The following is a 25,995-nucleotide window of genomic DNA, read 5'->3' on the forward strand; positions in this document are numbered from 1 at the left end:
TCAAGTTACTTAAAGTGTCCATGACATGGATCGGAATGGTCCAGCCGGTGATAGATCAAGGTCGAGAAGTCCGGCGTGTCGCGGTGGCCTGCATTTGTTTTGACCAGACTCGATGAGGTAGGTACGCTCAGACCTTGTGCCTGGGGTGTGCCTGGGCTCGTGCGCGTGTCTTCAACCGCATCGCGAGTCCGTCAACAAGGCCACCGCAATCTGCGCCCCCCTCCGCCTTGCGGCGGGAGTCTGCAGGATTCGACACACCCGACCGCGTGGGTCGGGGACGTTTCAGGTTAGCTTTACTATTCGGCACACAGAAACCGGAGAAGTAGTGCCTACGATCCAGCAGCTGGTCCGGAAGGGCCGGCAGGACAAGGTCGAGAAGAACAAGACGCCCGCACTTGAGGGTTCGCCCCAGCGCCGTGGCGTCTGCACGCGTGTGTTCACGACCACCCCGAAGAAGCCGAACTCGGCCCTCCGTAAGGTCGCGCGTGTGCGTCTGACCTCCGGGATCGAGGTTACGGCCTACATTCCGGGTGAGGGACACAACCTGCAGGAGCACTCCATCGTGCTCGTGCGTGGTGGCCGTGTGAAGGACCTGCCTGGTGTTCGCTACAAGATCATCCGCGGTTCCCTCGACACCCAGGGTGTCAAGAACCGCAAGCAGGCCCGCAGCCGCTACGGCGCCAAGAAGGAGAAGTAAGAATGCCTCGTAAGGGCCCCGCCCCGAAGCGCCCGGTCATCATCGACCCGGTCTACGGTTCTCCTCTGGTGACCTCCCTCATCAACAAGGTGCTGCTGAACGGCAAGCGCTCCACCGCCGAGCGCATCGTGTACGGCGCCATGGAGGGCCTGCGCGAGAAGACCGGCAACGACCCGGTCATCACGCTGAAGCGCGCGCTTGAGAACATCAAGCCGACCCTCGAGGTCAAGTCCCGCCGCGTCGGTGGCGCCACGTACCAGGTCCCGATCGAGGTCAAGCCCGGTCGTGCCAACACCCTGGCGCTGCGCTGGCTCGTGGGTTACTCCCGCGCCCGTCGCGAGAAGACCATGACCGAGCGTCTGCTCAACGAGCTCCTCGACGCCTCCAACGGCCTCGGTGCCGCTGTGAAGAAGCGCGAGGACACCCACAAGATGGCCGAGTCCAACAAGGCCTTCGCGCACTACCGCTGGTAGTCGCTACCCACATCGAGACCGAGAGAAGACTGAGCCGACATGGCTACCACTTCACTTGACCTGGCCAAGGTGCGCAACATCGGCATCATGGCTCACATCGACGCGGGCAAGACGACGACCACCGAGCGGATCCTGTTCTACACCGGTGTCTCGTACAAGATCGGTGAGGTCCACGACGGCGCCGCCACGATGGACTGGATGGAGCAGGAGCAGGAGCGTGGCATCACGATCACCTCTGCTGCCACCACCTGTCACTGGCCGCTGAACGACGTCGACCACACCATCAACATCATCGACACCCCGGGCCACGTCGACTTCACCGTCGAGGTGGAGCGTTCGCTCCGCGTGCTCGACGGTGCCGTGACGGTGTTCGACGGCGTCGCCGGCGTTGAGCCCCAGTCCGAGACCGTGTGGCGTCAGGCGGACCGCTACGGCGTCCCGCGCATCTGCTTCGTCAACAAGCTCGACCGCACGGGTGCCGAGTTCCACCGCTGCGTCGACATGATCGTCGACCGCCTCGGTGCGACCCCCCTCGTCATGCAGCTGCCCATCGGCGCAGAGGCTGACTTCAAGGGCGTCGTCGACCTCGTCACCATGAAGGCCTTCGTCTGGTCCGCCGAGACCAAGATGGGCGAGGCCTACGACATCGTCGACATCCCCGACACGCACACCGAGGCTGCCGAGGAGTACCGCGGCAAGCTGCTCGAGGCCGTCGCGGAGAACGACGAAGAGATGATGGAGCTGTACCTCGAGGGCCAGGAGCCCACGGTGGACCAGCTGTACGCGGCGATCCGTCGCATCACCATCGCCTCCGGCAAGGGCGGCGACACCACCGTCACCCCCGTCTTCTGTGGCACCGCGTTCAAGAACAAGGGCGTCCAGCCCCTGCTCGACGCGGTCGTGCGCTACCTGCCCTCCCCCCTGGACGTCGAGGCCATCGAGGGCCACGACGTCAAGGACCCGGAGCTGGTCGTCAAGCGCAAGCCGTCCGACGACGAGCCGCTGTCGGCCCTCGCGTTCAAGATCGCGAGCGACCCGCACCTCGGCAAGCTCACCTTCGTCCGGATCTACTCCGGTCGCCTGGACGCCGGCACCGCGGTGCTGAACTCCGTCAAGGGCAAGAAGGAGCGCATCGGCAAGATCTACCGCATGCACGCGAACAAGCGTGAGGAGATCGACTCGGTGGGCGCCGGTGACATCGTCGCCGTCATGGGCCTGAAGCAGACCACCACGGGTGAGACGCTCTCCGACGACAAGAACCCGGTGATCCTGGAGTCCATGGACTTCCCGGCGCCGGTCATCGAGGTCGCCATCGAGCCGAAGTCCAAGGGCGACCAGGAGAAGCTGGGTGTCGCCATCCAGCGCCTCTCGGAGGAGGACCCCTCCTTCCGCGTGCACTCGGACGAGGAGACCGGCCAGACCATCATCGGTGGTATGGGCGAGCTTCACCTCGAGGTGCTCGTCGACCGCATGAAGCGCGAGTTCCGCGTCGAGGCGAACGTCGGCAAGCCGCAGGTGGCCTACCGCGAGACGATCCGCAAGGCCGTCGAGCGCGTGGACTTCACCCACAAGAAGCAGACCGGTGGTACCGGTCAGTTCGCGAAGGTGCAGATCGCGATCGAGCCCATCGAGGGCGGCGACGCGTCGTACGAGTTCGTGAACAAGGTCACCGGTGGCCGCATCCCCAAGGAGTACATCCCCTCGGTGGACGCGGGTGCTCAGGAGGCCATGCAGTTCGGCATCCTGGCGGGCTACGAGATGACGGGCGTTCGCGTCACGCTCATCGACGGCGCCTACCACGAGGTCGACTCCTCCGAGCTCGCCTTCAAGATCGCCGGTTCGCAGGCCTTCAAGGAGGCCGCGCGCAAGGCCAGCCCCGTGCTGCTCGAGCCGATGATGGCCGTCGAGGTCACCACGCCCGAGGACTACATGGGCGACGTCATCGGTGACATCAACTCCCGCCGTGGCCAGATCCAGGCCATGGAGGAGCGCAGCGGCGCTCGCGTCGTGAAGGGCCTCGTGCCCCTCTCGGAGATGTTCGGCTACGTCGGAGACCTCCGCAGCAAGACGTCGGGTCGCGCAAGCTACTCAATGCAGTTCGACTCCTACGCCGAGGTTCCGCGGAACGTCGCCGAGGAGATCATCGCGAAGGCCAAGGGCGAGTAACTCACCCGAGTTCACGCTTTAGGCTTGACACCATCCGCCGGGGTTCGACCCCGCAGGGCGAGAACCCCGGCGGCTGGCTTCCCAGCAAAGATCACCTGGCGCCGATGAAGCAAGGCGTACAGAACCACTCCCAGGAGGACCCAGTGGCGAAGGCGAAGTTCGAGCGGACTAAGCCGCACGTCAACATCGGCACCATCGGTCACATTGACCACGGTAAGACGACCCTCACGGCCGCCATTACCAAGGTGCTGCATGACGCGTACCCCGACCTGAACGAGGCCTCGGCCTTCGACCAGATCGACAAGGCTCCCGAGGAGCGCCAGCGCGGTATCACGATCTCCATCGCGCACGTCGAGTACCAGACGGAGACGCGTCACTACGCCCACGTCGACTGCCCCGGTCACGCGGACTACATCAAGAACATGATCACGGGTGCGGCGCAGATGGACGGCGCCATCCTCGTGGTCGCCGCCACCGACGGCCCGATGCCGCAGACCAAGGAGCACGTGCTCCTGGCCCGCCAGGTCGGCGTTCCGTACATCGTCGTCGCCCTGAACAAGGCCGACATGGTGGACGACGAGGAGATCATGGAGCTCGTCGAGCTCGAGGTCCGTGAGCTCCTCTCCGAGTACGAGTTCCCGGGCGACGACCTTCCGGTCGTGCGCGTCTCGGCGCTGAAGGCGCTCGAGGGCGACGCCGAGTGGGGCAAGTCCGTCCTCGACCTGATGAAGGCCGTCGACGAGTCGATCCCGGAGCCCGAGCGCGACGTCGACAAGCCGTTCCTGATGCCGATCGAGGACGTCTTCACGATCACCGGTCGTGGCACCGTCGTCACCGGTCGTATCGAGCGTGGTGTCCTCAAGGTCAACGAGACCGTCGACATCATCGGCATCAAGACCGAGAAGACCACCACCACGGTCACCGGCATCGAGATGTTCCGCAAGCTGCTCGACGAGGGCCAGGCCGGTGAGAACGTCGGTCTGCTCCTCCGTGGCATCAAGCGCGAGGACGTCGAGCGCGGCCAGGTCATCATCAAGCCCGGTTCGGTCACGCCGCACACCGAGTTCGAGGCCCAGGCCTACATCCTGTCGAAGGACGAGGGTGGCCGTCACACCCCCTTCTTCAACAACTACCGCCCGCAGTTCTACTTCCGCACCACGGACGTGACCGGCGTCGTGACCCTCCCCGAGGGCACCGAGATGGTCATGCCGGGCGACAACACTGAGATGACCGTTGAGCTCATCCAGCCCGTCGCGATGGAAGAGGGCCTGAAGTTCGCCATCCGTGAGGGTGGCCGGACCGTCGGCGCCGGCCAGGTCACCAAGATCAACAAGTAAGCTTCCCGCTTGCTTGAGGATCGGGGAGACCCGGTCGCTCTGAACTGAGCGCAGCGAAAAGCCCCGTCCACCTCCGGGTGGGCGGGGCTCTTTGCGTACGCGGTACCCGCGCGATCCCGGCCGTGGCAGCTTGACAGTTCGGCCCGATTGGCCTTCGGCGTGCCCCGTATGGCACACTGTTCAGGTTGCTCGGTTGAGTGCCGATGCTGTGCGCCTCCCGCCGGGAGGACTGGAAGCGAGTCCCACAGTACTCGTCGCCTCATCTGCCGAGGGCCCTGAAAAGCCCGCAGGCAGCGCTGTGGCGGACGTACGGGAATCTTTCGGGAAGTGCGGTGCGGCGGCTCGGCCAGGCGCCCGGTGGGTTTCTTCCCCCGGACCCGCGGTCATCAGGGCCGCAGCCCCTAGCAGGGAAATCCTTCGGGAAATCTGTGTGAGCGGGACTGCGACACGCCCGACCGCGTGGGTCGGAGGAAGTAGAAAAAAGGGCCTTCCGGGGCCAGAGCGTTCGAGACAAAGGACTACTAAGTAGCCATGGCGGGACAGAAGATCCGCATCCGGCTCAAGGCCTACGACCACGAGGTCATCGACTCTTCGGCGAAGAAGATCGTCGAGACGGTGACTCGCACTGGTGCGTCGGTCGCAGGCCCGGTGCCGCTGCCCACTGAGAAGAACGTGTACTGCGTCATCAAGTCGCCGCACAAGTACAAGGACTCGCGCGAGCACTTCGAGATGCGCACGCACAAGCGCCTGATCGACATCCTCGACCCCACCCCCAAGACCGTTGACTCGCTGATGCGCCTGGACCTTCCGGCCGGCGTTGACATCGAGATCAAGCTCTGAAGGGCGAGCGAGAGATGACCAAGCAGATCAAGGGCATCCTGGGCGAGAAGCTCGGCATGACCCAGGTCTGGGACGAGAACAACCGTGTCGTCCCGGTGACCGTGGTCAAGGCCGGACCCTGCGTCGTTACCCAGGTCCGTACGAATGACAGCGACGGCTACGAGTCGGTCCAGATCGCCTTCGGCGAGATCGACCCGCGCAAGGTGAACAAGCCCCTCAAGGGCCACTTCGCCAAGGCCGACGTGACCCCCCGTCGCCACCTCGTCGAGATCCGTACCGCTGGTGCCAGCGAGTACACCCTCGGCCAGGAGCTGACTGCCGAGACGTTCGAGGCCGGTATCAAGGTCGACGTCACCGGCAAGAGCAAGGGCAAGGGCTTCGCCGGTGTGATGAAGCGTCACAACTTCCACGGCGGCAAGGCCTCCCACGGTGCCCACCGCGTGCACCGCAAGCCCGGTTCCATCGGTGGCTGTGCCACCCCCGGCCGTGTCTTCAAGGGCATGCGCATGGCGGGTCGCATGGGCAACGAGCGGGTCACCACCCAGAACCTGACCGTCCACGCCGTTGACGCGGAGAAGGGTCTGCTGCTCATCAAGGGCGCGGTCCCCGGTCCGAACGGCGGCCTCGTCCTGGTCCGTACCGCGGCCAAGGGGGCCTGAGGTAACCCATGAGCACCATTGACATCCTTTCGCCGGCAGGCGACAAGACCGGGACGGTCGAGCTCCCCGCGGAGATCTTCGACGTCGAGAAGATCAGCATCCCGCTGCTTCACCAGGTCGTCGTCGCGCAGCTGGCCGCGGCCCGTCAGGGCACGCACAAGACCAAGACCCGCGGTGAAGTCCGTGGTGGTGGCCGCAAGCCGTACCGCCAGAAGGGCACCGGCCGCGCGCGCCAGGGTTCGACCCGTGCGCCGCAGTTCGCCGGCGGTGGCGTCGTCCACGGCCCGCAGCCGCGTGACTACTCCCAGCGCACGCCCAAGAAGATGAAGGCTGCCGCTCTGCGTCACGCCCTCACCGACCGGGCGCGCAACTCCCGCATCCACGTCGTCTCCGGCGTGGTCGAGGGCGAGATCTCGACGAAGGCCGCGAAGAGCCTGCTCGGCAAGGTCAGTGAGCGCAAGAACGTGCTCCTGGTCATCGAGCGCTCGGACGAGCTTTCCCTGCTCTCCGCCCGCAACCTGCCCCAGGTGCACATCCTGGAGCCGGGCCAGCTGAACACGTACGACGTGCTCGTCTCGGACGACGTGGTCTTCACCAAGGCCGCGTTCGAGTCCTTCGTGTCCGGCCCGAAGGCCACTGACACCGAAGGGAGCGAAGCCTGATGGCCATTCGTCACCAGAGCATCGCGTCCAAGGCTGCGAAGGCCGCCAAGGCCGCGCGTGTCGCCAAGGCGAAGCGCATCGCGACCGAGGGCAAGATCGCCGTTGAGCCCACCCCGCTGAGCAAGTCCTTCTCGGACCCGCGCGACGTCCTCGTCAAGCCGGTCGTCTCCGAGAAGTCGTACGCGCTGCTCGACGAGGGCAAGTACACGTTCATCGTGGCCCCCGGCTCCAACAAGACCCAGATCAAGCAGGCCGTCGAGGCGGTCTTCTCGGTCAAGGTCACCGGAGTCAACACGATCAACCGTCAGGGCAAGCGCAAGCGCACCAAGTCTGGTTTCGGCAAGCGTGCCGACACCAAGCGCGCGATTGTGACCCTTGCTGAGGGCGACCGTATCGACATCTTCGGCCAGGCCTCCTAACGGAGCGCCCTGGTCCGAATATCGGACGAGGACTGAGAAATGGGAATCCGCAAGTACAAGCCGACTACGCCGGGCCGTCGTGGCTCCAGCGTCGCCGACTTCGTCGAGGTAACGCGGTCCACGCCGGAGAAGTCGCTGGTTCGCCCGCTGCACAGCAAGGGCGGCCGTAACAACGCCGGTCGGATCACCGTTCGCCACCAGGGTGGCGGACACAAGCGCGCCTACCGCGTCATCGACTTCCGTCGTCACGACAAGGACGGCGTGCCGGCGAAGGTCGCGCACATCGAGTACGACCCCAACCGCACCGCGCGCATCGCGCTGCTGCACTACGCGGACGGCGAGAAGCGCTACATCCTCGCCCCGCGCGGCACGCAGCAGGGTGACCGGATTGAGAGCGGCCCTGGCGCCGACATCAAGCCCGGCAACAACATGGCGCTGCGCAACATCCCGGTGGGTACGACCATCCACGCCATCGAGCTGCGGCCCGGCGGCGGCGCGAAGTTCGCCCGCTCCGCGGGTGCCTCCGTGCAGCTGCTCGCGAAGGAAGGCGCCATGGCGCACCTTCGTATGCCGTCCGGTGAGATCCGTCTGGTCGACGTCCGCTGCCGCGCCACCATTGGCGAGGTCGGCAACGCCGAGCAGTCGAACATCAACTGGGGCAAGGCCGGCCGCATGCGCTGGAAGGGCGTCCGCCCGACCGTGCGTGGTGTCGTGATGAACCCGGTCGACCACCCGCACGGTGGTGGCGAAGGCAAGACCTCCGGTGGTCGTCACCCGGTCTCGCCGTGGGGCAAGAAGGAGGGTCGTACTCGTGATCGCAACAAGGCGAGCAACAAGTACATCGTCCGTCGCCGCAAGTCGAACAAGAAGCGCTAGGAGCGGGTTTAGATGCCGCGCAGTCTCAAGAAGGGGCCCTTCGTCGACGACCACCTCGTAAAGAAGGTGGACGTCCAGAACGAAGCCGGCACCAAGAACGTCATCAAGACCTGGTCCCGTCGCTCGATGATCATTCCCAGCATGCTGGGTCACACGATCGCGGTGCACAACGGCAAGACCCACATCCCGGTGTTCGTCACCGAGTCGATGGTCGGCCACAAGCTCGGCGAGTTCTCGCCGACTCGCACCTTCCGCGGCCACGTCAAGGACGACCGGAAGTCGAAGCGCCGCTAGCGCGGGGTGGAAACGACTATGACTAACACCGAAGGGACAACCATGGAAGCCAGGGCCCAGGCGCGGTACATCCGCGTCACGCCCATGAAGGCCCGCCGCGTGGTGGACCTCATCCGTGGCATGGATGCCACGGAGGCTCAGGCGGTCCTGCGTTTCGCCCCGCAGGCCGCGAGCGTGCCGGTCGGCAAGGTGCTGGACAGCGCCATTGCCAACGCCGCGCACAACTACGACCACACCGACGCCTCTTCGCTGGTCATCAGCGAGGCGTACGTGGATGAGGGCCCGACCCTGAAGCGGTTCCGTCCGCGCGCTCAGGGCCGTGCCTACCGGATCCGTAAGCGGACCAGCCACATCACCGTGGTCGTCAGCAGCAAGGAAGGAACCCGGTAATGGGCCAGAAGGTAAACCCGCACGGGTTCCGGCTCGGTGTCACGACCGACTTCAAGTCGCGTTGGTACGCCGACAAGCTGTACAAGGACTACGTCAAGGAAGACGTCGCCATCCGTCGGATGATGACGTCCGGCATGGAGCGCGCCGGCATCTCGAAGGTGGAGATCGAGCGCACCCGTGACCGTGTGCGTGTGGACATCCACACCGCGCGTCCCGGCATCGTCATCGGCCGCCGTGGCGCCGAGGCCGACCGCATCCGCGGCGACCTCGAGAAGCTCACGGGCAAGCAGGTCCAGCTGAACATCCTCGAGGTCAAGAACCCCGAGGTCGACGCTCAGCTCGTGGCCCAGGCCGTGGCGGAGCAGCTGTCCTCCCGCGTCTCCTTCCGTCGTGCCATGCGCAAGAGCATGCAGTCGGCGATGAAGGCGGGCGCCAAGGGCATCAAGATTCAGTGTGGTGGCCGTCTCGGCGGCGCCGAGATGTCCCGGTCCGAGTTCTACCGCGAGGGTCGTGTGCCGCTGCACACGCTGCGCGCGAACGTGGACTACGGCTTCTTCGAGGCCAAGACCACCTTCGGCCGTATCGGCGTGAAGGTCTGGATCTACAAGGGCGACGTCAAGAACATCGCCGAGGTCCGCGCCGAGAACGCCGCGGCCCGTGCGGGTAACCGCCCGGCCCGTGGTGGCGGCAACGACCGCCCGGCCCGTGGTGGCCGTGGTGGCGAGCGTGGCGGCCGCGGCCGCAAGCCGCAGCAGCAGTCCGCGCCGGCTGCCGAGGCCCCCAAGGCCGACGCTCCCGCCGCCGCTGCCGCTCCGGCTGAGAGCACCGGAACGGAGGCCTGACCGAAATGCTGATCCCCCGTAGGGTCAAGCACCGCAAGCAGCACCACCCGAAGCGCCGTGGTCAGGCCAAGGGCGGTACGACGGTTGCGTTCGGCGAGTACGGCATTCAGGCCCTCACGCCGGCGTACGTGACCAACCGCCAGATCGAGGCGGCTCGTATCGCGATGACCCGCCACATCAAGCGTGGCGGCAAGGTCTGGATCAACATCTACCCGGACCGCCCGCTGACCAAGAAGCCTGCCGAGACCCGCATGGGTTCCGGTAAGGGTTCGCCTGAGTGGTGGGTCGCGAACGTTCACCCGGGTCGGGTGATGTTCGAGCTGTCCTACCCGAACGAGAAGATTGCTCGTGAGGCGCTTACCCGCGCTGCTCACAAGCTTCCGATGAAGTGCCGCATCGTCCGGCGCGAGGCAGGTGAGTCGTGATGTCGGCCGGTACCAAGGCTTCCGAGCTGCGCGAGCTGGGCGACGAGGAGCTTCTCAACAAGCTCCGCGAAGCCAAGGAAGAGCTGTTCAACCTCCGCTTCCAGGCGGCGACGGGCCAGCTCGAGAACCACGGTCGGCTCAAGGCCGTCCGTAAGGACATCGCGCGGATCTACACCCTGATGCGTGAGCGCGAGCTGGGCATCGAGACGGTGGAGAGCGCCTGATGAGCGAGAGCAACGTGACTGAGAACACCGAGACCCGCGGATTCCGCAAGACCCGTGAGGGTCTGGTCGTCAGCGACAAGATGGACAAGACCGTCGTCGTCGCCGTCGAGGACCGCGTCAAGCACGCGCTGTACGGCAAGGTCATCCGCCGTACGAACAAGCTCAAGGCGCACGACGAGCAGAACGCTGCCGGCGTCGGCGACCGCGTCCTCCTGATGGAGACGCGTCCGCTGTCGGCGACCAAGCGCTGGCGCATCGTCGAGATCCTCGAGAAGGCCAAGTAATTCTCCCAGGGGTATCCCTAGGAGTTCGTTCCGCCAGGCTCCCGGGGCAGTTCACTGAACTGCCCCGGGGGAACCGGCAGACAAACAGGAGATAGACGTGATCCAGCAGGAGTCGCGACTGCGCGTCGCCGACAACACGGGTGCGAAGGAAATTCTCACCATCCGTGTTCTCGGTGGCTCGGGTCGCCGCTACGCGGGCATCGGTGACGTCATCGTCGCCACCGTCAAGGACGCGATCCCCGGTGGCAACGTGAAGAAGGGTGACGTCGTCAAGGCGGTCATCGTTCGCACCGTCAAGGAGCGCCGCCGTCCGGACGGCTCGTACATCCGCTTCGACGAGAACGCCGCCGTCATTCTGAAGAACGACGGCGACCCTCGCGGCACCCGTATCTTCGGCCCCGTCGGCCGTGAGCTGCGCGAGAAGAAGTTCATGAAGATCATCTCGCTCGCGCCGGAGGTGCTGTAAGCATGAAGATCAAGAAGGGCGACCTGGTTCAGGTCATCACCGGTAAGGACAAGGGCAAGCAGGGCAAGGTCATTGCCGCTTACCCGCGCGAGGAGCGCGTCCTGGTCGAGGGTGTCAACCGGGTCAAGAAGCACACGAAGGCCGGCCCGACCGCCAGCGGCTCGCAGGCCGGCGGCATCGTGACCACCGAGGCCCCCGTCCACGTCTCCAACGTCCAGCTGGTCGTGGAGAAGGATGGCAACAAGGTTGTCACGCGTGTCGGTTACCGCTTCGACGACGAGGGCAACAAGATCCGCGTTGCCAAGCGGACGGGTGAGGACATCTGATGACGACCACCACCACTCCGCGTCTCAAGACGAAGTACCGCGAGGAGATCGCGGGCAAACTGCGTGAGGAGTTCTCGTACGAGAACGTCATGCAGATCCCCGGCCTCGTCAAGATCGTGGTCAACATGGGTGTCGGCGACGCCGCCCGTGACTCGAAGCTGATCGATGGCGCCATCCGCGACCTCACCACGATCACCGGCCAGAAGCCGGCCGTGACGAAGGCCCGGAAGTCCATCGCGCAGTTCAAGCTGCGCGAGGGTCAGCCGATCGGCTGCCACGTCACGCTCCGTGGCGACCGCATGTGGGAGTTCCTGGACCGCACCCTGTCGCTCGCGCTGCCGCGCATCCGCGACTTCCGTGGTCTGTCCCCCAAGCAGTTCGACGGCCGTGGCAACTACACCTTCGGTCTCACGGAGCAGGTCATGTTCCACGAGATCGACCAGGACAAGATCGACCGCGTCCGGGGTATGGACATCACCGTGGTCACCACGGCGACCAACGACGACGAGGGCCGTGCCCTCCTTCGTCACCTCGGCTTCCCGTTCAAGGAGGCGTAAGCGAGATGGCGAAGAAGGCTCTGATTGCCAAGGCTGCTCGTAAGCCCAAGTTCGGTGTGCGTGCGTACACCCGCTGCCAGCGCTGCGGCCGTCCGCACTCCGTCTACCGCAAGTTCGGCCTGTGCCGCGTGTGCCTTCGTGAGATGGCTCACCGTGGCGAGCTGCCGGGCGTGACCAAGAGCTCCTGGTAGTCCTGCCCTTCAAGGGTTTTCAAGGACTCCTGGATCTCTCGGTAAGTAAAGGGTCGGCAGAGGCCCGCCCCTCCATGGCTTAGGCTAGGAGGGTTGGGCGTCTGCCGCCCTGACCGACTTACTACGCCGTAGGTCCCCGCGCCGCACCCGTCCCGCCTCTGAGTGGGGAGAGGGATGGCGCAGATAGGAAACCCCGGCGAGAGAGGCCGAAGGCCAATTCATGACCATGACTGATCCGATCGCGGACATGCTGACTCGTCTGCGTAACGCGAACTCGGCGTACCACGACACCGTGGCGATGCCGCACAGCAAGATCAAGTCTCACATCGCGGAGATCCTCCAGCAGGAGGGCTTCATCACGGGCTGGAAGGTCGAGGACGCCGAGGTTGGCAAGAACCTCGTTCTCGAGCTGAAGTTCGGCCCGAACCGTGAGCGCTCCATCGCGGGCATCAAGCGGATCTCCAAGCCCGGTCTCCGGGTTTACGCGAAGTCCACCAACCTGCCGAAGGTCCTCGGCGGCCTGGGCGTGGCGATCATCTCCACGTCGCACGGTCTCCTGACCGGACAGCAGGCAGGCAAGAAGGGCGTAGGTGGGGAAGTCCTCGCCTACGTCTGGTAGTCGGGAACGGAGGAATAGCTAATGTCGCGTATTGGCAAGCTCCCCATCACGGTTCCCGCCGGCGTGGACGTCACCATCGACGGCCAGACGGTCGCGGTCAAGGGTCCCAAGGGCACCCTGAGCCACACCGTCGTCGCGCCGATCGAGATCGCTAAGGGTGAGGACGGCGTTCTGAACGTCACCCGCCCGAACGACGAGCGTCAGAACAAGGCCCTCCACGGCCTGTCCCGCACGCTGGTGGCGAACATGATCACCGGCGTGACCCAGGGTTACGTGAAGAAGCTCGAAATCAGCGGTGTCGGTTACCGCGTCCTGGCGAAGGGCTCCAACCTGGAGTTCTCGCTCGGCTACAGCCACCCGATCCTGATCGAGGCGCCCGAGGGCATCTCCTTCAAGGTCGAATCGGCGACCAAGTTCTCGGTCGAGGGCATCGACAAGCAGAAGGTCGGCGAGGTTGCGGCCAACATCCGCAAGCTGCGCAAGCCTGACCCGTACAAGGCCAAGGGCGTCAAGTACGAAGGCGAAGTCATCCGCCGCAAGGTCGGAAAGGCGGGTAAGTAAGCCATGGCATACGGTGTCAAGATTGCTAAGGGCGACGCTTACAAGCGTGCTGCCATCAAGCGTCGTCACATCCGGATCCGTAAGCACATCTCGGGTACGGCTGAGCGTCCGCGCCTGGTCGTGACGCGCTCCAACCGCCACATCGTGGCCCAGGTCATCGACGACATCAAGGGTCACACCCTGGCGTCGGCGTCGACCCTGGACGCCACGATCCGCGGCGCCGAGGGCGACAAGTCGGCGCAGGCCAAGTCGGTCGGCGCCCTGGTCGCCGAGCGCGCCAAGGCCGCCGGTGTCGAGACTGTCGTGTTCGACCGTGGTGGTAACCAGTACGCCGGGCGCATCGCCGCCCTGGCGGACGCCGCCCGCGAAGCCGGACTCAAGTTCTGAGTCGGTTCCGTAGCTAGCGGAAACAGAGAGAGGTAATTCCAATGGCTGGACCCCAGCGCCGCGGTGGCGGTGCCGGTGGCGGCGAGCGGCGGGACCGGAAGGGTCGCGACGGTGGCGCTGCTGCCGCCGAGAAGACCGCGTACGTTGAGCGCGTTGTCGCGATCAACCGCGTCGCCAAGGTTGTGAAGGGTGGTCGTCGCTTCAGCTTCACCGCGCTGGTCGTGGTGGGCGACGGTGACGGCACCGTGGGTGTCGGTTACGGCAAGGCCAAGGAGGTGCCGGCCGCCATCGCCAAGGGTGTTGAGGAGGCCAAGAAGCACTTCTTCAAGGTCCCCCGTATCCAGGGCACCATCCCGCACCCGATCACGGGCGAGAAGGCCGCGGGCGTCGTCCTGCTCAAGCCTGCTTCCCCCGGTACCGGTGTTATCGCCGGTGGCCCGGTGCGTGCCGTGCTCGAGTGCGCCGGCGTTCACGACATCCTGTCGAAGTCGCTCGGTTCGTCGAACGCGATCAACATCGTGCACGCGACCGTGGCGGCCCTCAAGGGTCTGCAGCGTCCCGAGGAGATCGCGGCTCGCCGTGGTCTGCCCCTCGAGGACGTCGCTCCCGCGGCTCTGCTGCGGGCGCGTGCCGGGGCTGGTGCTGCGTAATGGCACAGCTCAAGATCACGCAGACGAAGTCGTACATCGGCAGCAAGCAGAACCACCGCGACACCCTGCGTTCCCTTGGTCTCAAGGGCATCAACACGCAGGTCGTCAAGGAGGACCGCCCCGAGTTCCGCGGAATGGTGCACACCGTCCGCCACCTCGTGACGGTTGAGGAGGTCGACTGACATGGCGGAGCAGAACCCGCTGAAGGTCCACAACCTCCGGCCCGCCCCGGGCGCCAAGACCGCCAAGACCCGTGTGGGTCGTGGTGAGGCGTCCAAGGGTAAGACCGCTGGTCGTGGTACCAAGGGCACCAAGGCCCGTTACCAGGTTTCGGAGCGCTTCGAGGGTGGCCAGACCCCCCTCCACATGCGTCTTCCGAAGCTCAAGGGCTTCAAGAACCCGTTCAAGACCGAGTTCCAGGTCGTGAACCTCGACAAGCTGAGCGCGCTGTACCCGGAGGGTGGCGAGGTCACCGTCGAGGGTCTCGTCGCCAAGGGTGCCGTTCGCAAGAACAGCCTTGTCAAGGTCCTCGGCCAGGGCGAGGTCTCCGTGGCGCTGCAGGTGACGGTCGACGCCGTCTCCGGCTCCGCCAAGGAGAAGATCACCGCCGCGGGCGGTACCGTCACCGAGCTCGTCTGATTCCCTCAGACGTGTCGATGACATGAGCGATTCCCAGCCGGGGATGCCCCACAAAAGGGGCATCCCCGGTTGGTCGTTCCAAGGGGGGCACGGTCGCCGGTAAGGTGGCGTGCACTGTCTAAGCTCCGTGCGGTCTGCCCGCACGGTTTTGTTGACTGATACGTATTCGTCGAACCTCAAGACCACCACCTCTGGCGCACGCGCGCGGGGGTCGCAGGAGGCACCGTGCTCACCGCGTTCGCCCGGGCGTTCAAGACGCCCGACCTGCGCAAGAAGCTGCTCTTCACGCTCGGCATCATCGTGATCTACCGGCTGGGTACGCATGTGCCGATCCCCGGTGTCAACTACAAGAACGTCCAGACCTGCGTCGACAACGCCAGTCAGAACCAGGGCCTGTTCGGTCTCGTCAACATGATGAGCGGTGGCGCGCTGCTGCAGATCACGATCTTCGCGCTCGGCATCATGCCGTACATCACGGCGAGCATCATTCTGCAGCTGCTGACCGTGGTGATCCCGCGGCTCGAGGCCCTCAAGAAGGAGGGCCAGGCAGGCACGGCGAAGATCACGCAGTACACGCGCTATCTGACCATCGCGCTCGCGATCCTTCAGGGCACCGGCCTGGTGGCCACGGCTCGTACCGGCTCCCTCTTCCAGGGCTGCCCGGTCGCCAGCGAGATCGTCCCCGACCAGTCGATCTTCGTCACCATGACCATGGTCATCACGATGACCGCCGGTACGGCGTGTGTGATGTGGCTCGGTGAGCTGATCACCGACCGCGGCATCGGCAACGGCATGTCGATCCTGATGTTCATCTCGATCGCCGCGACCTTCCCGGCCGCCCTGTGGGCCATCAAGGAGGAGGGCTCGCTCGCCGACGGCTGGATCGAGTTCGGCACGGTCATCGCGGTCGGTCTCGTCATGGTCGGCCTGGTGGTCTTCGTCGAGCAGGCGCAGCGGCGCATCCCCGTCCAGTACGCGAAGCGCATGATCGGCCGCAGGTCCTACGGCGGTACGTCGACGTACATCCCGCTGAAGGTCAATCAGGCGGGCATCATCCCTGTGATCTTTGCCTCTTCGTTGCTCTACATTCCGGCGCTGGTCGCCCAGTTCGCGGGTGGCAACTCGGGATGGAAGCTGTGGATCGACGCGAACCTGACCAAGGGTGACCATCCGATTTACATCACCACGTACTTCGTGCTGATCGTCTTCTTCGCCTTCTTCTACGTCGCGATCTCCTTCAACCCCGAGGAAGTCGCCGACAACATGAAGAAGTATGGTGGCTTCATCCCGGGCATCCGGGCTGGCCGTCCGACCGCTGAGTACCTGAGCTACGTACTCAACCGGATCACCTGGCCGGGTTCGCTGTATCTGGGTCTGATCGCTCTTGTGCCGACGATGGCGTTGGTGGGCTTCGGGGCCAACCAGAACTTCCCGTTCGGCGGGACGAGCATCCTCATCATCGTGGGTGTGGGTCTGGAAACCGTGAAGCAGATCGAGAGCCAGCTCCAGCAGCGCAATTACGAAGGGTTCCTCCGCTGATGCGAATCGTCCTCGTCGGGCCGCCCGGTGCGGGCAAGGGAACGCAGGCCGCGTTCCTCGCCAAGAACCTGTCGATCCCGCACATCTCCACGGGCGACCTCTTCCGTGCCAACATCAGCCAGGGCACGGAGCTGGGCAAGCAGGCGAAGGCGTACATGGACGCCGGGAACCTCGTGCCCGACGAGGTGACGATCGGCATGGCGAAGGACCGCATGGCGAAGCCGGACGCCGAGAACGGCTTCCTGCTCGACGGGTTCCCGCGCAACGTGTCGCAGGCGGAGGCGCTGGACGTGGCGCTGAAGGCCGATGACGTGAAGCTCGACGCCGTCCTGGACCTGGAGGTCCCGGAGGACGAGGTCGTCAAGCGGATCGCCGGCCGCCGGATCTGCCGCAAGGACTCCAGCCACGTCTTCCACGTGACGTACTCGCAGCCGAAGCAGGAAGGCGTCTGTGACGTCTGCGGCGGTGAGCTGTACCAGCGCGAGGACGACAGCGAGGACACCGTCCGCAAGCGCCTCGAGGTCTACCACACGCAGACCGAGCCGATCATCGACTACTACCGGACCCAGGGCCTGGTCGTCACGATCTCGGCGCTCGGCAAGGTGGACGAGGTCACCGCGCGTGCGATGGAAGCCCTGAAGGGCGACAAGTAGTCAGTACGCTGTTTCGGCCGCGGTGCCCGTGAGGGGACCGCGGCCTTACTGTTGTCTACGTACTCGGTACGTGTGTACGTAGCCGGTTTGCCGACGGATGACGGAGAGCGGAAGCCCCATGGTGCAGATCAAGACCCCCGAGCAGATCGCGAAGATGCGTGAGGCGGGCCTTGTCGTCGCCGCCATCCACGCGGCCACCCGGGAGGCCGCGGTGCCCGGGGCCACGACCAAGGATCTCGACGAGGTCGCCCGCAAGGTGATCGCCGAGCACGGCGCGAAGTCGAACTTCCTCGGCTACGGCGGCTTCCCCGCGACGATCTGCACGTCCGTCAACGAGGTCGTCGTGCACGGCATCCCCGACGACAAGACCGTCCTCAAGGACGGCGACATCATCTCCATCGACGCGGGTGCGATCATCGACGGCTGGCACGGTGACGCGGCCTACACCGCGTTCGTCGGCACCGGTCACGCTCCGGAGCTGGTGGAGCTCTCCCGGGTGACCGAGGAGTCGATGTGGGCCGGCATCGCGGCGATGAAGCAGGGCAACCGCCTCGTCGACATCTCCCGCGCCATCGAGACGTACATCCGCCGCCAGCCGAAGCCGGGCGGCGGCAAGTACGGGATCGTCGAGGACTACGGCGGTCACGGCATCGGCACCGAGATGCACATGGACCCGCACCTCCTGAACTACGTCGAGCGCCGCCGAGGCAAGGGCCCCAAGCTGGTCCCCGGGTTCTGCCTGGCGATCGAGCCGATGGTCTCCCTCGGCACGCCGCGTACGGAGGTCCTCGAGGACGACTGGACCGTGATCACCACGGACGGCACCTGGTCCTCGCACTGGGAGCACTCGGTCGCCCTCACGGAGGAGGGTCCGCTCGTCCTGACGGCGCCGGACTGCGGGCGTGAGCGGCTCGCGGCTTACGGGGTGACTCCGGCGCCGGACCCGCTGGGTTCGTGACCCCCTTGCTTAAGGATCTTCGCGGTGGGGCAGACTTTCTCGATTCGTCTTTCCGAGTGCACTGACGTAGACTGACGCGTCGGCTCTCGTGCATCCGTGTGTCTGCATACGGAGCATGAAGTCGATCAAGGTAGTCGATTCGAAGGGCGAAGCGTGGCCAAGAAGCAAGGTGCCATCGAGATCGAAGGCACTGTCGTCGAGTCTCTTCCGAACGCCATGTTCAAGGTGGAGCTCCAGAACGGCCACCAGGTCCTGGCACACATCAGCGGCAAGATGCGTATGCACTACATCCGCATCCTCCCTGACGACCGGGTCGTGGTGGAGCTGTCTCCGTACGACCTGACGCGTGGCCGGATCGTCTACCGGTACAAGTAGATCTTGCCCGCACTCCGCTCACGCGGGGTGGTGGCACTGACCCGGAGAACCTCACCCAATGAAGGTCAAGCCGAGCGTCAAGAAGATCTGCGACAAGTGCAGGGTGATCCGCCGTCACGGCCGGGTCATGATCATCTGCGACAACCCGCGCCACAAGCAGCGCCAGGGCTGACGTACGACTGCAGTTCGCAGATTTTCGCGCGACGCAAGCAAGTAGATACGCAGGACCCGTCCCTCTTCAGTTCCATCAGGTAATGGAGGGCGACACCCCCGGTCGGAGGCCGGGGACCCAGTAGGTACCTCATACGGCCGCTGGGAGTGGTTCTGCTGAAGACCTCCGAAGAATCAACAGGAGCCATGAATGGCACGCGTTGAAGGCGTTGACCTCCCGCGCGAAAAGCGCATCGAGGTTGCCCTCACCTACGTGTTCGGCATCGGCCGCACGCTGGCCCAGCAGACGCTGGACGCCACCGAGGTGGACCGCAACACCCGCGTCCGCGACCTGACCGAGGAAGACCTCGTCAAGATCCGCGAGTACGTGGACGCCAACATCAAGACCGAGGGTGACCTCCGTCGAGAGATCCAGGCCGACATCCGCCGCAAGGTCGAGATCGGTTGCTACCAGGGTCTGCGCCACCGTCGTGGCCTGCCGGTCCGCGGTCAGCGCACCAGCACGAACGCCCGCACCCGCAAGGGCCCGCGTCGCGCCATCGCCGGTAAGAAGAAGCCGGGCAAGAAGTAGTCCTCGCTCAGCGGTCTATCGACAGCTGTCGCTGCAGGACCGACCACCTCCCGTAGGAGTTATAGATGCCCCCCAAGGGTCGTCAGGGCGCTGCCAAGAAGGTGCGCCGCAAGGAAAAGAAGAACGTTGCCCACGGGCACGCTCACATCAAGAGCACGTTCAACAACACGATCGTGTCCATCACGGACCCGACCGGCAACGTGATCTCGTGGGCCTCCGCCGGCCACGTCGGTTTCAAGGGCTCGCGCAAGTCCACGCCGTTCGCCGCGCAGATGGCCGCCGAGTCGGCTGCCCGTCGCGCGCAGGAGCACGGCATGCGCAAGGTCGACGTCTTCGTCAAGGGCCCGGGTTCCGGTCGTGAGACCGCCATCCGTTCGCTCCAGGCGACCGGCCTCGAGGTCGGCTCGATCCAGGACGTGACGCCCACGCCGCACAACGGCTGCCGTCCGCCCAAGCGCCGCCGCGTCTGACGCACGGTTGTACTGAGGTCCGGGCGGTACGGCTCTTCGGAGGCGTGCCGCCCGTACCCTTGTAGTGAATTCAGGGCATCAAATAGTGGGTGCCCCTGACTGAAGGATTCCTTCATGCTTATCGCACAGCGCCCGTCGCTGACCGAAGAGGTCGTCGACGAGTTCCGCTCCCGGTTCGTCATCGAGCCGCTGGAGCCGGGCTTCGGTTACACCCTCGGCAACTCCCTGCGTCGTACGCTCCTCTCCTCGATCCCGGGTGCGGCCGTCACGTCCATCCGCATCGACGGTGTCCTGCACGAGTTCACCACCGTGCCGGGCGTCAAGGAGGACGTCACCGACCTCATCCTCAACATCAAGCAGCTGGTCGTCTCGTCCGAGCACGACGAGCCGGTCGTGATGTACCTGCGCAAGCAGGGCCCGGGTCTGGTCACCGCCGCCGACATCGCCCCGCCGGCCGGTGTCGAGGTGCACAACCCCGACCTCGTCCTCGCCACGCTCAACGGCAAGGGCAAGCTGGAGATGGAGCTGACCGTCGAGCGCGGTCGCGGCTACGTCTCCGCCGTGCAGAACAAGCAGGTCGGCCAGGAGATCGGCCGTATCCCGGTCGACTCGATCTACTCGCCGGTCCTCAAGGTCACGTACAAGGTCGAGGCGACCCGTGTCGAGCAGCGCACCGACTTCGACAAGCTGATCGTCGACGTCGAGACCAAGCAGGCCATGCGGCCGCGCGACGCCATGGCGTCCGCCGGTAAGACGCTGGTCGAGCTCTTCGGTCTGGCGCGCGAGCTCAACATCGACGCCGAGGGCATCGACATGGGCCCGTCCCCGACGGACGCCGCCCTCGCCGCCGACCTGGCGCTGCCGATCGAGGAGCTCGAGCTCACCGTTCGGTCGTACAACTGCCTCAAGCGCGAGGGCATCCACTCGGTGGGCGAGCTCGTCGCCCGCTCCGAGGCGGACCTGCTCGACATTCGCAACTTCGGTGCGAAGTCGATCGACGAGGTCAAGATGAAGCTGAACGGTATGGGCCTGGCCCTCAAGGACTCGCCTCCCGGGTTCGACCCGACCGCTGCGGCTGACGCCTTTGGCGCCGACGACGACGCGGACGCCGGGTTCGTCGAGACCGAGCAGTACTGACGCTCGGGCCCGACGGTCTGATTTTGCTGCGGGATCGTCGTGGTTGATCGCGCAGTTCCCCGCGCCCCTTACGGGGCGCGGTGCCACTGACTCCGGTACCTGATACGGCCGGGGCAGACATCAAGGAGAAACACCATGCCGAAGCCCGCCAAGGGTGCCCGTCTGGGCGGCAGCGCCGCGCACGAGAAGCTTCTGCTGGCGAACCTCGCCAAGCAGCTCTTCGAGTACGGCCGCATCACCACCACCGAGGCGAAGGCCCGTCGTCTGCGTCCGTACGCGGAGCGTCTGGTCACCAAGGCGAAGAAGGGTGACCTTCACAACCGCCGCCAGGTGCTGTCCGTCATCACCGACAAGAGCATCGTGCACACGCTCTTCACGGAGATCGGCCCGCGCTACGAGAACCGCCCGGGTGGCTACACCCGTATCACCAAGATCGGTAACCGTCGTGGCGACAACGCGCCCATGGCGATCATCGAGCTGGTGGAGGCCCTGACCGTGGCCCAGGAGGCCACCGGTGAGGCCGAGGCGGCGACGAAGCGTGCCGTCAAGGAAGACTCCCTCAAGAAGGACGAGGCCGTCGAGGCCAAGTCCGACGAGGCCACCGAGGCTCCGGCCGAGGAGTCCAAGGACGCGTAAGTGTCCTGCCGGGGACCGCGCGTCGTCGGCTGCGGCCTCGTCGTGGCTTGTCGCGCAGTTCCCCGCGCCCCTTCGGGGCGTCGCGGGCCCGCCCCTTGCGGGGGGCGGGCCCGCTTTTGTGTTGCCTGAGAGGATCCACGAGTGAGTGACGAAGCAGAGCCCGGGTTCGTGCGGGTGCGACTGGATCTGTCGTACGACGGCAGGGACTTCTCCGGCTGGGCCAAGCAGCGGGACGGGCAGCGGACCGTCCAGGGCGAGATCGAGGCCGCGCTGCGGACCGTGACGCGGTCGCGGGAGACGTACGAGCTGACCGTCGCGGGACGCACCGACAGCGGGGTGCACGCACGGGGGCAGGTCGCCCACGTCGATCTGCCCGAGAGCGTGTGGGAGGAGCACCGCGAGAAGCTGCTGCGCAGGCTCGCGGGCCGGCTCTCGCACGACGTGCGGGTGTGGAAGGTCGCCGAGGCGCCCGCCGGGTTCAACGCGCGGTTCTCCGCCGTGTGGCGGCGCTACGCCTACCGCGTCACCGACCACCCCGGTGGCGTCGATCCGCTGCTGCGCGGTCATGTGCTCTGGCACGACTGGGAGTTGGACCTCGACGCCATGAACGCCGCCGCCGAGCGGCTGATCGGCGAGCACGACTTCGCCGCGTACTGCAAGCGGCGCGAGGGCGCCACGACCATTCGTACGCTCCAGGAGCTGCGGTGGGAGCGGCGGGCCGACGGGATTCTGGAGGCCACCGTGCGGGCGGACGCGTTCTGCCACAACATGGTGCGCTCGCTCGTCGGCGCCATGCTGTTCGTGGGGGACGGCCACCGGCCCGTGGAGTGGCCGGGGAAGGTCCTCGAAGCGGGGGTCCGGGACTCGGCCGTGCACGTCGTGCGGCCGCACGGGCTCACGCTGGAGGAGGTCGGCTATCCGGCCGACGAGCTGCTCGCCGCCCGCAGCAAGGAAGCGCGCAACAAGCGGACGCTGCCCGGCGCCGGGTGCTGCTGAGCTTCGGCCGCCGCGGCGCCGGCCGCCGGATTACTCCGGCGCCGCCGCCGCGGCCGACGCCTGGGCCTGGCCGCGCTGGTTGATCCGCTGGAAGGCGAAGCGGGCCATGGTGTCGCCGACGGCGTAGGCCTTGCGGTCGCTCGTCGTCACGTTCTTGCCGCTGGGGTAGCCGGTGGTGGTGAAGTACGCGTAGCGGCCGTAGGCGTTGTACGTCCCGCGGCACACGCCCGTCTGGCAGAAGCCCGGCACGCCCTTGCCCGGCAACGCGTTGACCAGGCCCTTGTCCACCTGCTTCTTGACCTTCGCGGCCTCGGCCGAGGTGTCGAAGACGGCGACGCCGATGGTGACCGCGAGGCTGCCCTTGACGTAGCTGGCGCGGATCAGGCGCGTGCAGTCGTTCTTCGTGAGGATCGCGCCGAGGGCGGGCTGGGTGACGGACGCGCACTGCTTGGTGCTGTCCGTGGCGCCCTTCTTGTAGACGTCCTCTCCCGAGGTGAACGTCTTCCCGGGGAAGAGGCCCTCGGGGGTGAGCGGCGCCTTGTCCTTCTTGGCGCTGGAGATGAAGTCCTTGGGGTCCGGCGGGGGCGGCGGGGTGGTCGGCTTGAAGGTCGGGCCCGGCTCGTCGCTCGCGCCGGGGATGTCCGCGGTCGCCGGCAGCTCGCTGGCGGGCTTGTTCGAGGCGGAGGCGTCGTCGCTGTTCGCGGAGACGACGGTGATCGCCACGGCCGCCGCGATGCCGATGGTGGCGAGCGCGCCGCCGCCGATCATCAGCCACTTGCGGCGCCGGGCGCGCGCCTCGGACGCCTCGGCGAGCGCCGCCCAGTCGGGTGTGGGCCCGCCACCGGGGCCGCCGCCGAGCCCGCCCGTTCCGCCCGGACCCCACTGAGGTCCCCCTTGCCCAAAGCTCATGGGGCGCATCTTAGACGGGGAGTTGGGGATGTTGAGCGGGGGTCACAGGGGCTTCCCGGCCTAGCCTGAGCCGTATGGATACGGGCAAATCGGCTGTTAGCGGATGGTTGTCGCGACCCGCCGGGTGGCATGTCCGGGCCGTCCTCGGTCTGGTGCTGGTCGCCGGGGCCGTCCGCGTGGGGCTGCGGACGCCGGACGGGGGGATGGACAACGCCATCGTGGTGCGTGCCGCCGAGGCGTGGATCCACGGGCGTTCGCCCTACGCCGACCGGCACTTCCTCTATCTCCCGGGTGCCGTGCTCGCCGCGGTGCCCCAGGCCCTGCTGCCGACCGCCGTGACCCGCTATCTGGTGCCCGCGGGCGTCACGGCGGGACTCGTCGTCGGGTGGGCGTGCGCGCTGCGGCTGTACGACGTGGACTGGCGCAGCCGGTTCGCGGTGTACGGCCTGCTGGGGCTCGCGCTCGGCTTCACGCCCTTCGGTCACCTCGTCCAGCTCGGCAACTGGACGGTGGCCTCCGCGGCGGCACTGCCGCTCGCGCTGCTGCTCGTGTGCCGGGGGCGCTGGGTCGGCGCCGGGCTCGTCATCGGCGCCGCCGTCGCCGTCAAGCCGCTGCTCGTACCCGTCGTGCTCCTCTTCGTCTTCGCGGGGCGGTGGCGGGCGCTGGGGGCCGCGGTCGCGGTGCCCGCGGTGGCGTCGCTCGCGGCGGCGCTGGTGATGCCGGACCCCGCCGGGTTCTTCACGCGGACGCTGCCCTTCCTGCTGCGGGGCGACGACGCCTTCGTACGCCTGTATGAGGCATCGCCGTCCGCGGTGCTCGCGCGGCTGGGAGTGCCGCAGTCGGCGGCGACGCTTCTCGCGGGGTGTGCGGCGGCGGCCGGGGTGTGGTGTGCCTGGCGGCGCTGGGGGAGGGGGGACGCGGGGCCTTCGCGGGTGGCGGAGTGCGCCACGATGCTGATGCTCTCCGCCTTTCTCGTCTCCCGGCCCTCCTACGACCATTACCTGCTGGTCGTCCTGCCGCTGCTGCTCGCGGGCGCGCTGCGGGCGGGGGCACCGGCGCGCGGTCCGTGGTTCTGGGTGGCGCTCGTGCCGCAGGTGCCGGGATTCGCCTGGCCCTGGCTCGAACCCATGACGCGGCGCGCCTTCAAGGACGCGGCGACGCTGTGTCTGCTCGCGGTCACGGTCGGGCGGGCGTGCGCGGCCGGGGCGCTGCGCGGTCGGTATGGAGTGGGACGGGCGGGCCGTTACCCTGAGGAGTGCAGACCTGTCCGTGGTGTGTGAGTCTCCGGTGCAGGTCTTCAGGGCCGCGTTTTGACCGGTACGGGGCGGCGCGGGTACTCTCGGGGATTGATACGTATTGGTGTCCTCGATCTCACGCGAAAGGGCCCTTACGTAGGTTCCCTGGAGCAGTTACCAGTGGCTCGCATACGGGCAGCGTCCCCGGCATTGTGAGCCCCAGCTGCATGATCGCTTCCTGGGTGCCGTGTGTCTGGACCCCATCCACTGAAGAAGCGAAGGCTACTAAGTGCGTACGTACAGCCCCAAGCCTGGCGATGTGACCCGCCAGTGGCACGTCATCGACGCCCGGGACATCGTCCTCGGTCGTCTGGCGACCACCGCCGCCACCCTCCTGCGTGGCAAGCACAAGCCGATCTACGCCCCCCACGTTGACACCGGTGACTTCGTCATCATCATCAACGCGGAGAAGGTGCACCTCTCCGGCAACAAGAAGACCCAGAAGATGGCGTACCGCCACTCCGGTTACCCGGGTGGTCTGCGTTCCGTCCGTTACGACGAGCTGCTCGAGAAGAGCCCCGAGAAGGCCGTTGAGAAGGCCGTCAAGGGCATGCTCCCCAAGAACACCCTGGGCCGTCAGATGCTCTCGAAGCTGAAGGTCTACGCGGGCGACCAGCACCCGCACGGCGCTCAGCAGCCGGTCCCGTTCGAGATCACCCAGGTCGCGCAGTAGTTCCGGCCACCCCCTAAGACGAAAAGAAATCTGAGGAGAATCGTGGCCGAGACCACCGTTGAGCAGCCGGTCGAAGAGACCGAGGTTGTTGACGTAGAGCAGTACACCACCGAGTCCGAGGCTCCCCTTGAGGGCGAGTACACCTCGGAGTCGAACGCCGCGCGCTTCGGCGACCCGCAGCCGGCCGCCGGCCTGGGCCGTCGCAAGAACGCCATCGCCCGCGTCCGGATCGTCCCGGGCACCGGCAAGTGGAAGGTCAACGGGCGCACGCTCGAGGACTACTTCCCGAACAAGGTCCACCAGCAGGAAGTCAACGAGCCCTTCAAGGTGCTCGAGCTCGACAACCGCTACGACGTCATCGCCCGCATCTCGGGTGGCGGCGTCTCCGGTCAGGCCGGTGCGCTCCGTCTCGGTGTCGCCCGCGCGCTGAACGAGGCCGACGTCGAGAACAACCGCGGCGCCCTGAAGAAGGCCGGTTACCTCAAGCGTGACGACCGTGCGGTCGAGCGCAAGAAGGCCGGTCTCAAGAAGGCCCGTAAGGCCCCGCAGTACAGCAAGCGCTAATCGCTGCCTGCTCGTACTTCTCGTTCGCCCCGGCGGCACTCACCGTGCTGCCGGGGCGTTCGTC

At 66.3% G+C, this 25,995-nt stretch carries 39 protein-coding genes; 38 read left to right on the top strand and 1 reads right to left on the bottom strand.

Going from position 1 to position 25,995, the window contains the following annotated elements; genetic code table 11:
- Positions 1–325: 325 nt before the first annotated feature.
- The 35 genes from rpsL (at position 326) to truA (ending at position 22,490) form a co-directional block, all read left to right on the top strand.
- Positions 326–697, top strand: a complete 372-nt coding sequence (gene rpsL / locus DMA15_RS21920; protein WP_003948652.1) for a 30S ribosomal protein S12 — start codon at positions 326–328, stop codon at positions 695–697.
- 2 nt (positions 698–699) lie between these two features.
- Entirely contained in the window at positions 700–1,170 is a 471-nt protein-coding gene (rpsG, locus tag DMA15_RS21925; protein ID WP_003974303.1) for a 30S ribosomal protein S7, read from the top strand.
- 39 nt (positions 1,171–1,209) lie between these two features.
- Entirely contained in the window at positions 1,210–3,336 is a 2,127-nt protein-coding gene (fusA, locus tag DMA15_RS21930) for an elongation factor G (protein ID WP_125514472.1), read from the top strand.
- Between the two features lie 143 nt (positions 3,337–3,479).
- Positions 3,480–4,673, top strand: a complete 1,194-nt coding sequence (tuf, locus tag DMA15_RS21935; protein WP_125517934.1) for an elongation factor Tu — start codon at positions 3,480–3,482, stop codon at positions 4,671–4,673.
- A gap of 531 nt (positions 4,674–5,204) precedes the next feature.
- Positions 5,205–5,513 carry a 30S ribosomal protein S10 gene (gene rpsJ / locus DMA15_RS21940; protein WP_003948644.1) on the top strand — a complete coding sequence of 103 codons (309 nt, stop codon included), beginning with the start codon at positions 5,205–5,207 and terminating at the stop codon, positions 5,511–5,513.
- A gap of 14 nt (positions 5,514–5,527) precedes the next feature.
- Positions 5,528–6,172, top strand: a complete 645-nt coding sequence (rplC, locus tag DMA15_RS21945; RefSeq protein ID WP_030782583.1) for a 50S ribosomal protein L3 — start codon at positions 5,528–5,530, stop codon at positions 6,170–6,172.
- Positions 6,173–6,180: 8 nt separating this feature from the next.
- Positions 6,181–6,834: a 50S ribosomal protein L4 gene (gene rplD, locus DMA15_RS21950; RefSeq protein WP_125514473.1), complete on the top strand. Its 654-nt coding sequence runs from the start codon at positions 6,181–6,183 to the stop codon at positions 6,832–6,834.
- Positions 6,834–7,253, top strand: a complete 420-nt coding sequence (gene rplW, locus DMA15_RS21955; RefSeq protein WP_125514474.1) for a 50S ribosomal protein L23 — start codon at positions 6,834–6,836, stop codon at positions 7,251–7,253. The genes rplD and rplW overlap by 1 nt, the downstream gene beginning before the upstream one ends.
- A 39-nt stretch (positions 7,254–7,292) precedes the next feature.
- Positions 7,293–8,129 (top strand): 50S ribosomal protein L2, encoded by an 837-nt coding sequence (rplB, locus tag DMA15_RS21960; RefSeq protein ID WP_055698225.1) that lies wholly within the window; start codon positions 7,293–7,295, stop codon positions 8,127–8,129.
- A gap of 12 nt (positions 8,130–8,141) precedes the next feature.
- Positions 8,142–8,423 carry a 30S ribosomal protein S19 gene (rpsS, locus tag DMA15_RS21965; protein WP_125514475.1) on the top strand — a complete coding sequence of 94 codons (282 nt, stop codon included), beginning with the start codon at positions 8,142–8,144 and terminating at the stop codon, positions 8,421–8,423.
- Positions 8,424–8,465: 42 nt separating this feature from the next.
- Positions 8,466–8,813, top strand: coding sequence for a 50S ribosomal protein L22 (gene rplV / locus DMA15_RS21970; protein WP_004571827.1), 348 nt, complete (start codon positions 8,466–8,468; stop codon positions 8,811–8,813).
- The gene (rpsC, locus tag DMA15_RS21975) at positions 8,813–9,655 is read left to right on the top strand and encodes a 30S ribosomal protein S3 (protein ID WP_125514476.1); all 843 of its coding nucleotides are present in this window, start codon (positions 8,813–8,815) and stop codon (positions 9,653–9,655) included. The genes rplV and rpsC overlap by 1 nt, the downstream gene beginning before the upstream one ends.
- Positions 9,656–9,660: 5 nt before the next feature.
- On the top strand, positions 9,661–10,080 hold the full coding sequence (gene rplP / locus DMA15_RS21980) for a 50S ribosomal protein L16 (RefSeq protein ID WP_030782563.1): 420 nt from the start codon (positions 9,661–9,663) through the stop codon (positions 10,078–10,080).
- Entirely contained in the window at positions 10,080–10,304 is a 225-nt protein-coding gene (rpmC, locus tag DMA15_RS21985) for a 50S ribosomal protein L29 (RefSeq protein WP_005481220.1), read from the top strand. Before rplP ends, rpmC begins: the two co-directional genes overlap by 1 nt.
- Entirely contained in the window at positions 10,304–10,588 is a 285-nt protein-coding gene (gene rpsQ, locus DMA15_RS21990; RefSeq protein ID WP_125514477.1) for a 30S ribosomal protein S17, read from the top strand. Before rpmC ends, rpsQ begins: the two co-directional genes overlap by 1 nt.
- Positions 10,589–10,685: 97 nt before the next feature.
- Entirely contained in the window at positions 10,686–11,054 is a 369-nt protein-coding gene (gene rplN / locus DMA15_RS21995) for a 50S ribosomal protein L14 (protein WP_003974257.1), read from the top strand.
- Positions 11,055–11,056: 2 nt separating this feature from the next.
- Positions 11,057–11,380 (top strand): 50S ribosomal protein L24, encoded by a 324-nt coding sequence (gene rplX / locus DMA15_RS22000; protein WP_030685463.1) that lies wholly within the window; start codon positions 11,057–11,059, stop codon positions 11,378–11,380.
- Entirely contained in the window at positions 11,380–11,937 is a 558-nt protein-coding gene (gene rplE, locus DMA15_RS22005; protein ID WP_125514478.1) for a 50S ribosomal protein L5, read from the top strand. Before rplX ends, rplE begins: the two co-directional genes overlap by 1 nt.
- 5 nt (positions 11,938–11,942) lie before the next feature.
- Positions 11,943–12,128, top strand: a complete 186-nt coding sequence (locus DMA15_RS22010; RefSeq protein ID WP_003956452.1) for a type Z 30S ribosomal protein S14 — start codon at positions 11,943–11,945, stop codon at positions 12,126–12,128.
- Positions 12,129–12,348: 220 nt separating this feature from the next.
- A complete protein-coding gene (gene rpsH / locus DMA15_RS22020; RefSeq protein ID WP_018528360.1) occupies positions 12,349–12,747 on the top strand; it encodes a 30S ribosomal protein S8 in 399 nt (132 codons plus the stop codon).
- Positions 12,748–12,768: 21 nt separating this feature from the next.
- Positions 12,769–13,308, top strand: a complete 540-nt coding sequence (rplF, locus tag DMA15_RS22025) for a 50S ribosomal protein L6 (RefSeq protein ID WP_125514479.1) — start codon at positions 12,769–12,771, stop codon at positions 13,306–13,308.
- A gap of 3 nt (positions 13,309–13,311) precedes the next feature.
- Complete coding sequence (gene rplR, locus DMA15_RS22030; RefSeq protein WP_125514480.1) at positions 13,312–13,695, top strand: 50S ribosomal protein L18; 384 nt, start codon at positions 13,312–13,314, stop codon at positions 13,693–13,695.
- Positions 13,696–13,736: 41 nt separating this feature from the next.
- Positions 13,737–14,345: a 30S ribosomal protein S5 gene (gene rpsE, locus DMA15_RS22035; RefSeq protein ID WP_007384078.1), complete on the top strand. Its 609-nt coding sequence runs from the start codon at positions 13,737–13,739 to the stop codon at positions 14,343–14,345.
- Positions 14,345–14,527 (top strand): 50S ribosomal protein L30, encoded by a 183-nt coding sequence (gene rpmD, locus DMA15_RS22040; protein ID WP_005481207.1) that lies wholly within the window; start codon positions 14,345–14,347, stop codon positions 14,525–14,527. Before rpsE ends, rpmD begins: the two co-directional genes overlap by 1 nt.
- 1 nt (position 14,528) lies before the next feature.
- Entirely contained in the window at positions 14,529–14,984 is a 456-nt protein-coding gene (gene rplO / locus DMA15_RS22045) for a 50S ribosomal protein L15 (RefSeq protein WP_125514481.1), read from the top strand.
- Positions 14,985–15,209: 225 nt separating this feature from the next.
- A complete protein-coding gene (gene secY, locus DMA15_RS22050; RefSeq protein WP_125514482.1) occupies positions 15,210–16,523 on the top strand; it encodes a preprotein translocase subunit SecY in 1,314 nt (437 codons plus the stop codon).
- Positions 16,523–17,176, top strand: a complete 654-nt coding sequence (locus tag DMA15_RS22055) for an adenylate kinase (protein WP_125514483.1) — start codon at positions 16,523–16,525, stop codon at positions 17,174–17,176. The genes secY and DMA15_RS22055 overlap by 1 nt, the downstream gene beginning before the upstream one ends.
- A gap of 118 nt (positions 17,177–17,294) precedes the next feature.
- Positions 17,295–18,134, top strand: coding sequence for a type I methionyl aminopeptidase (map, locus tag DMA15_RS22060; protein ID WP_125514484.1), 840 nt, complete (start codon positions 17,295–17,297; stop codon positions 18,132–18,134).
- Between the two features lie 153 nt (positions 18,135–18,287).
- Entirely contained in the window at positions 18,288–18,509 is a 222-nt protein-coding gene (gene infA / locus DMA15_RS22065) for a translation initiation factor IF-1 (protein ID WP_003948620.1), read from the top strand.
- A 58-nt stretch (positions 18,510–18,567) separates the two neighbouring features.
- Positions 18,568–18,681: a 50S ribosomal protein L36 gene (rpmJ, locus tag DMA15_RS22070; protein WP_003948619.1), complete on the top strand. Its 114-nt coding sequence runs from the start codon at positions 18,568–18,570 to the stop codon at positions 18,679–18,681.
- Positions 18,682–18,870: 189 nt separating this feature from the next.
- Entirely contained in the window at positions 18,871–19,251 is a 381-nt protein-coding gene (rpsM, locus tag DMA15_RS22075) for a 30S ribosomal protein S13 (RefSeq protein ID WP_030782528.1), read from the top strand.
- A gap of 65 nt (positions 19,252–19,316) precedes the next feature.
- Entirely contained in the window at positions 19,317–19,721 is a 405-nt protein-coding gene (rpsK, locus tag DMA15_RS22080) for a 30S ribosomal protein S11 (RefSeq protein ID WP_003948617.1), read from the top strand.
- A 114-nt stretch (positions 19,722–19,835) separates the two neighbouring features.
- Positions 19,836–20,858 carry a DNA-directed RNA polymerase subunit alpha gene (locus DMA15_RS22085; protein ID WP_016645160.1) on the top strand — a complete coding sequence of 341 codons (1,023 nt, stop codon included), beginning with the start codon at positions 19,836–19,838 and terminating at the stop codon, positions 20,856–20,858.
- Between the two features lie 135 nt (positions 20,859–20,993).
- On the top strand, positions 20,994–21,494 hold the full coding sequence (gene rplQ, locus DMA15_RS22090) for a 50S ribosomal protein L17 (protein WP_125514485.1): 501 nt from the start codon (positions 20,994–20,996) through the stop codon (positions 21,492–21,494).
- 141 nt (positions 21,495–21,635) lie between these two features.
- Complete coding sequence (truA, locus tag DMA15_RS22095; RefSeq protein ID WP_125514486.1) at positions 21,636–22,490, top strand: tRNA pseudouridine(38-40) synthase TruA; 855 nt, start codon at positions 21,636–21,638, stop codon at positions 22,488–22,490.
- A gap of 30 nt (positions 22,491–22,520) precedes the next feature.
- On the opposite strand, the gene DMA15_RS22100 is transcribed toward truA, so the two are convergent.
- Positions 22,521–23,399, bottom strand: a complete 879-nt coding sequence (locus DMA15_RS22100) for a hypothetical protein (protein WP_164551803.1) — start codon at positions 23,397–23,399, stop codon at positions 22,521–22,523.
- A 74-nt stretch (positions 23,400–23,473) separates the two neighbouring features.
- Here DMA15_RS22100 and DMA15_RS22105 point away from each other — a divergent pair, with 74 nt between their 5' ends.
- The 3 genes from DMA15_RS22105 (at position 23,474) to rpsI (ending at position 25,931) form a co-directional block, all read left to right on the top strand.
- A complete protein-coding gene (locus DMA15_RS22105; RefSeq protein ID WP_125514487.1) occupies positions 23,474–24,679 on the top strand; it encodes a glycosyltransferase 87 family protein in 1,206 nt (401 codons plus the stop codon).
- 244 nt (positions 24,680–24,923) lie between these two features.
- The gene (rplM, locus tag DMA15_RS22110) at positions 24,924–25,367 is read left to right on the top strand and encodes a 50S ribosomal protein L13 (RefSeq protein WP_030782512.1); all 444 of its coding nucleotides are present in this window, start codon (positions 24,924–24,926) and stop codon (positions 25,365–25,367) included.
- 42 nt (positions 25,368–25,409) lie between these two features.
- The gene (gene rpsI / locus DMA15_RS22115; RefSeq protein ID WP_030782509.1) at positions 25,410–25,931 is read left to right on the top strand and encodes a 30S ribosomal protein S9; all 522 of its coding nucleotides are present in this window, start codon (positions 25,410–25,412) and stop codon (positions 25,929–25,931) included.
- Positions 25,932–25,995 lie beyond the last annotated feature (64 nt).

Origin of the sequence: Streptomyces sp. WAC 01529 (genome assembly GCF_003945545.1) — a bacterium.
GTDB lineage: Bacteria > Actinomycetota > Actinomycetes > Streptomycetales > Streptomycetaceae > Streptomyces > Streptomyces anatolicus.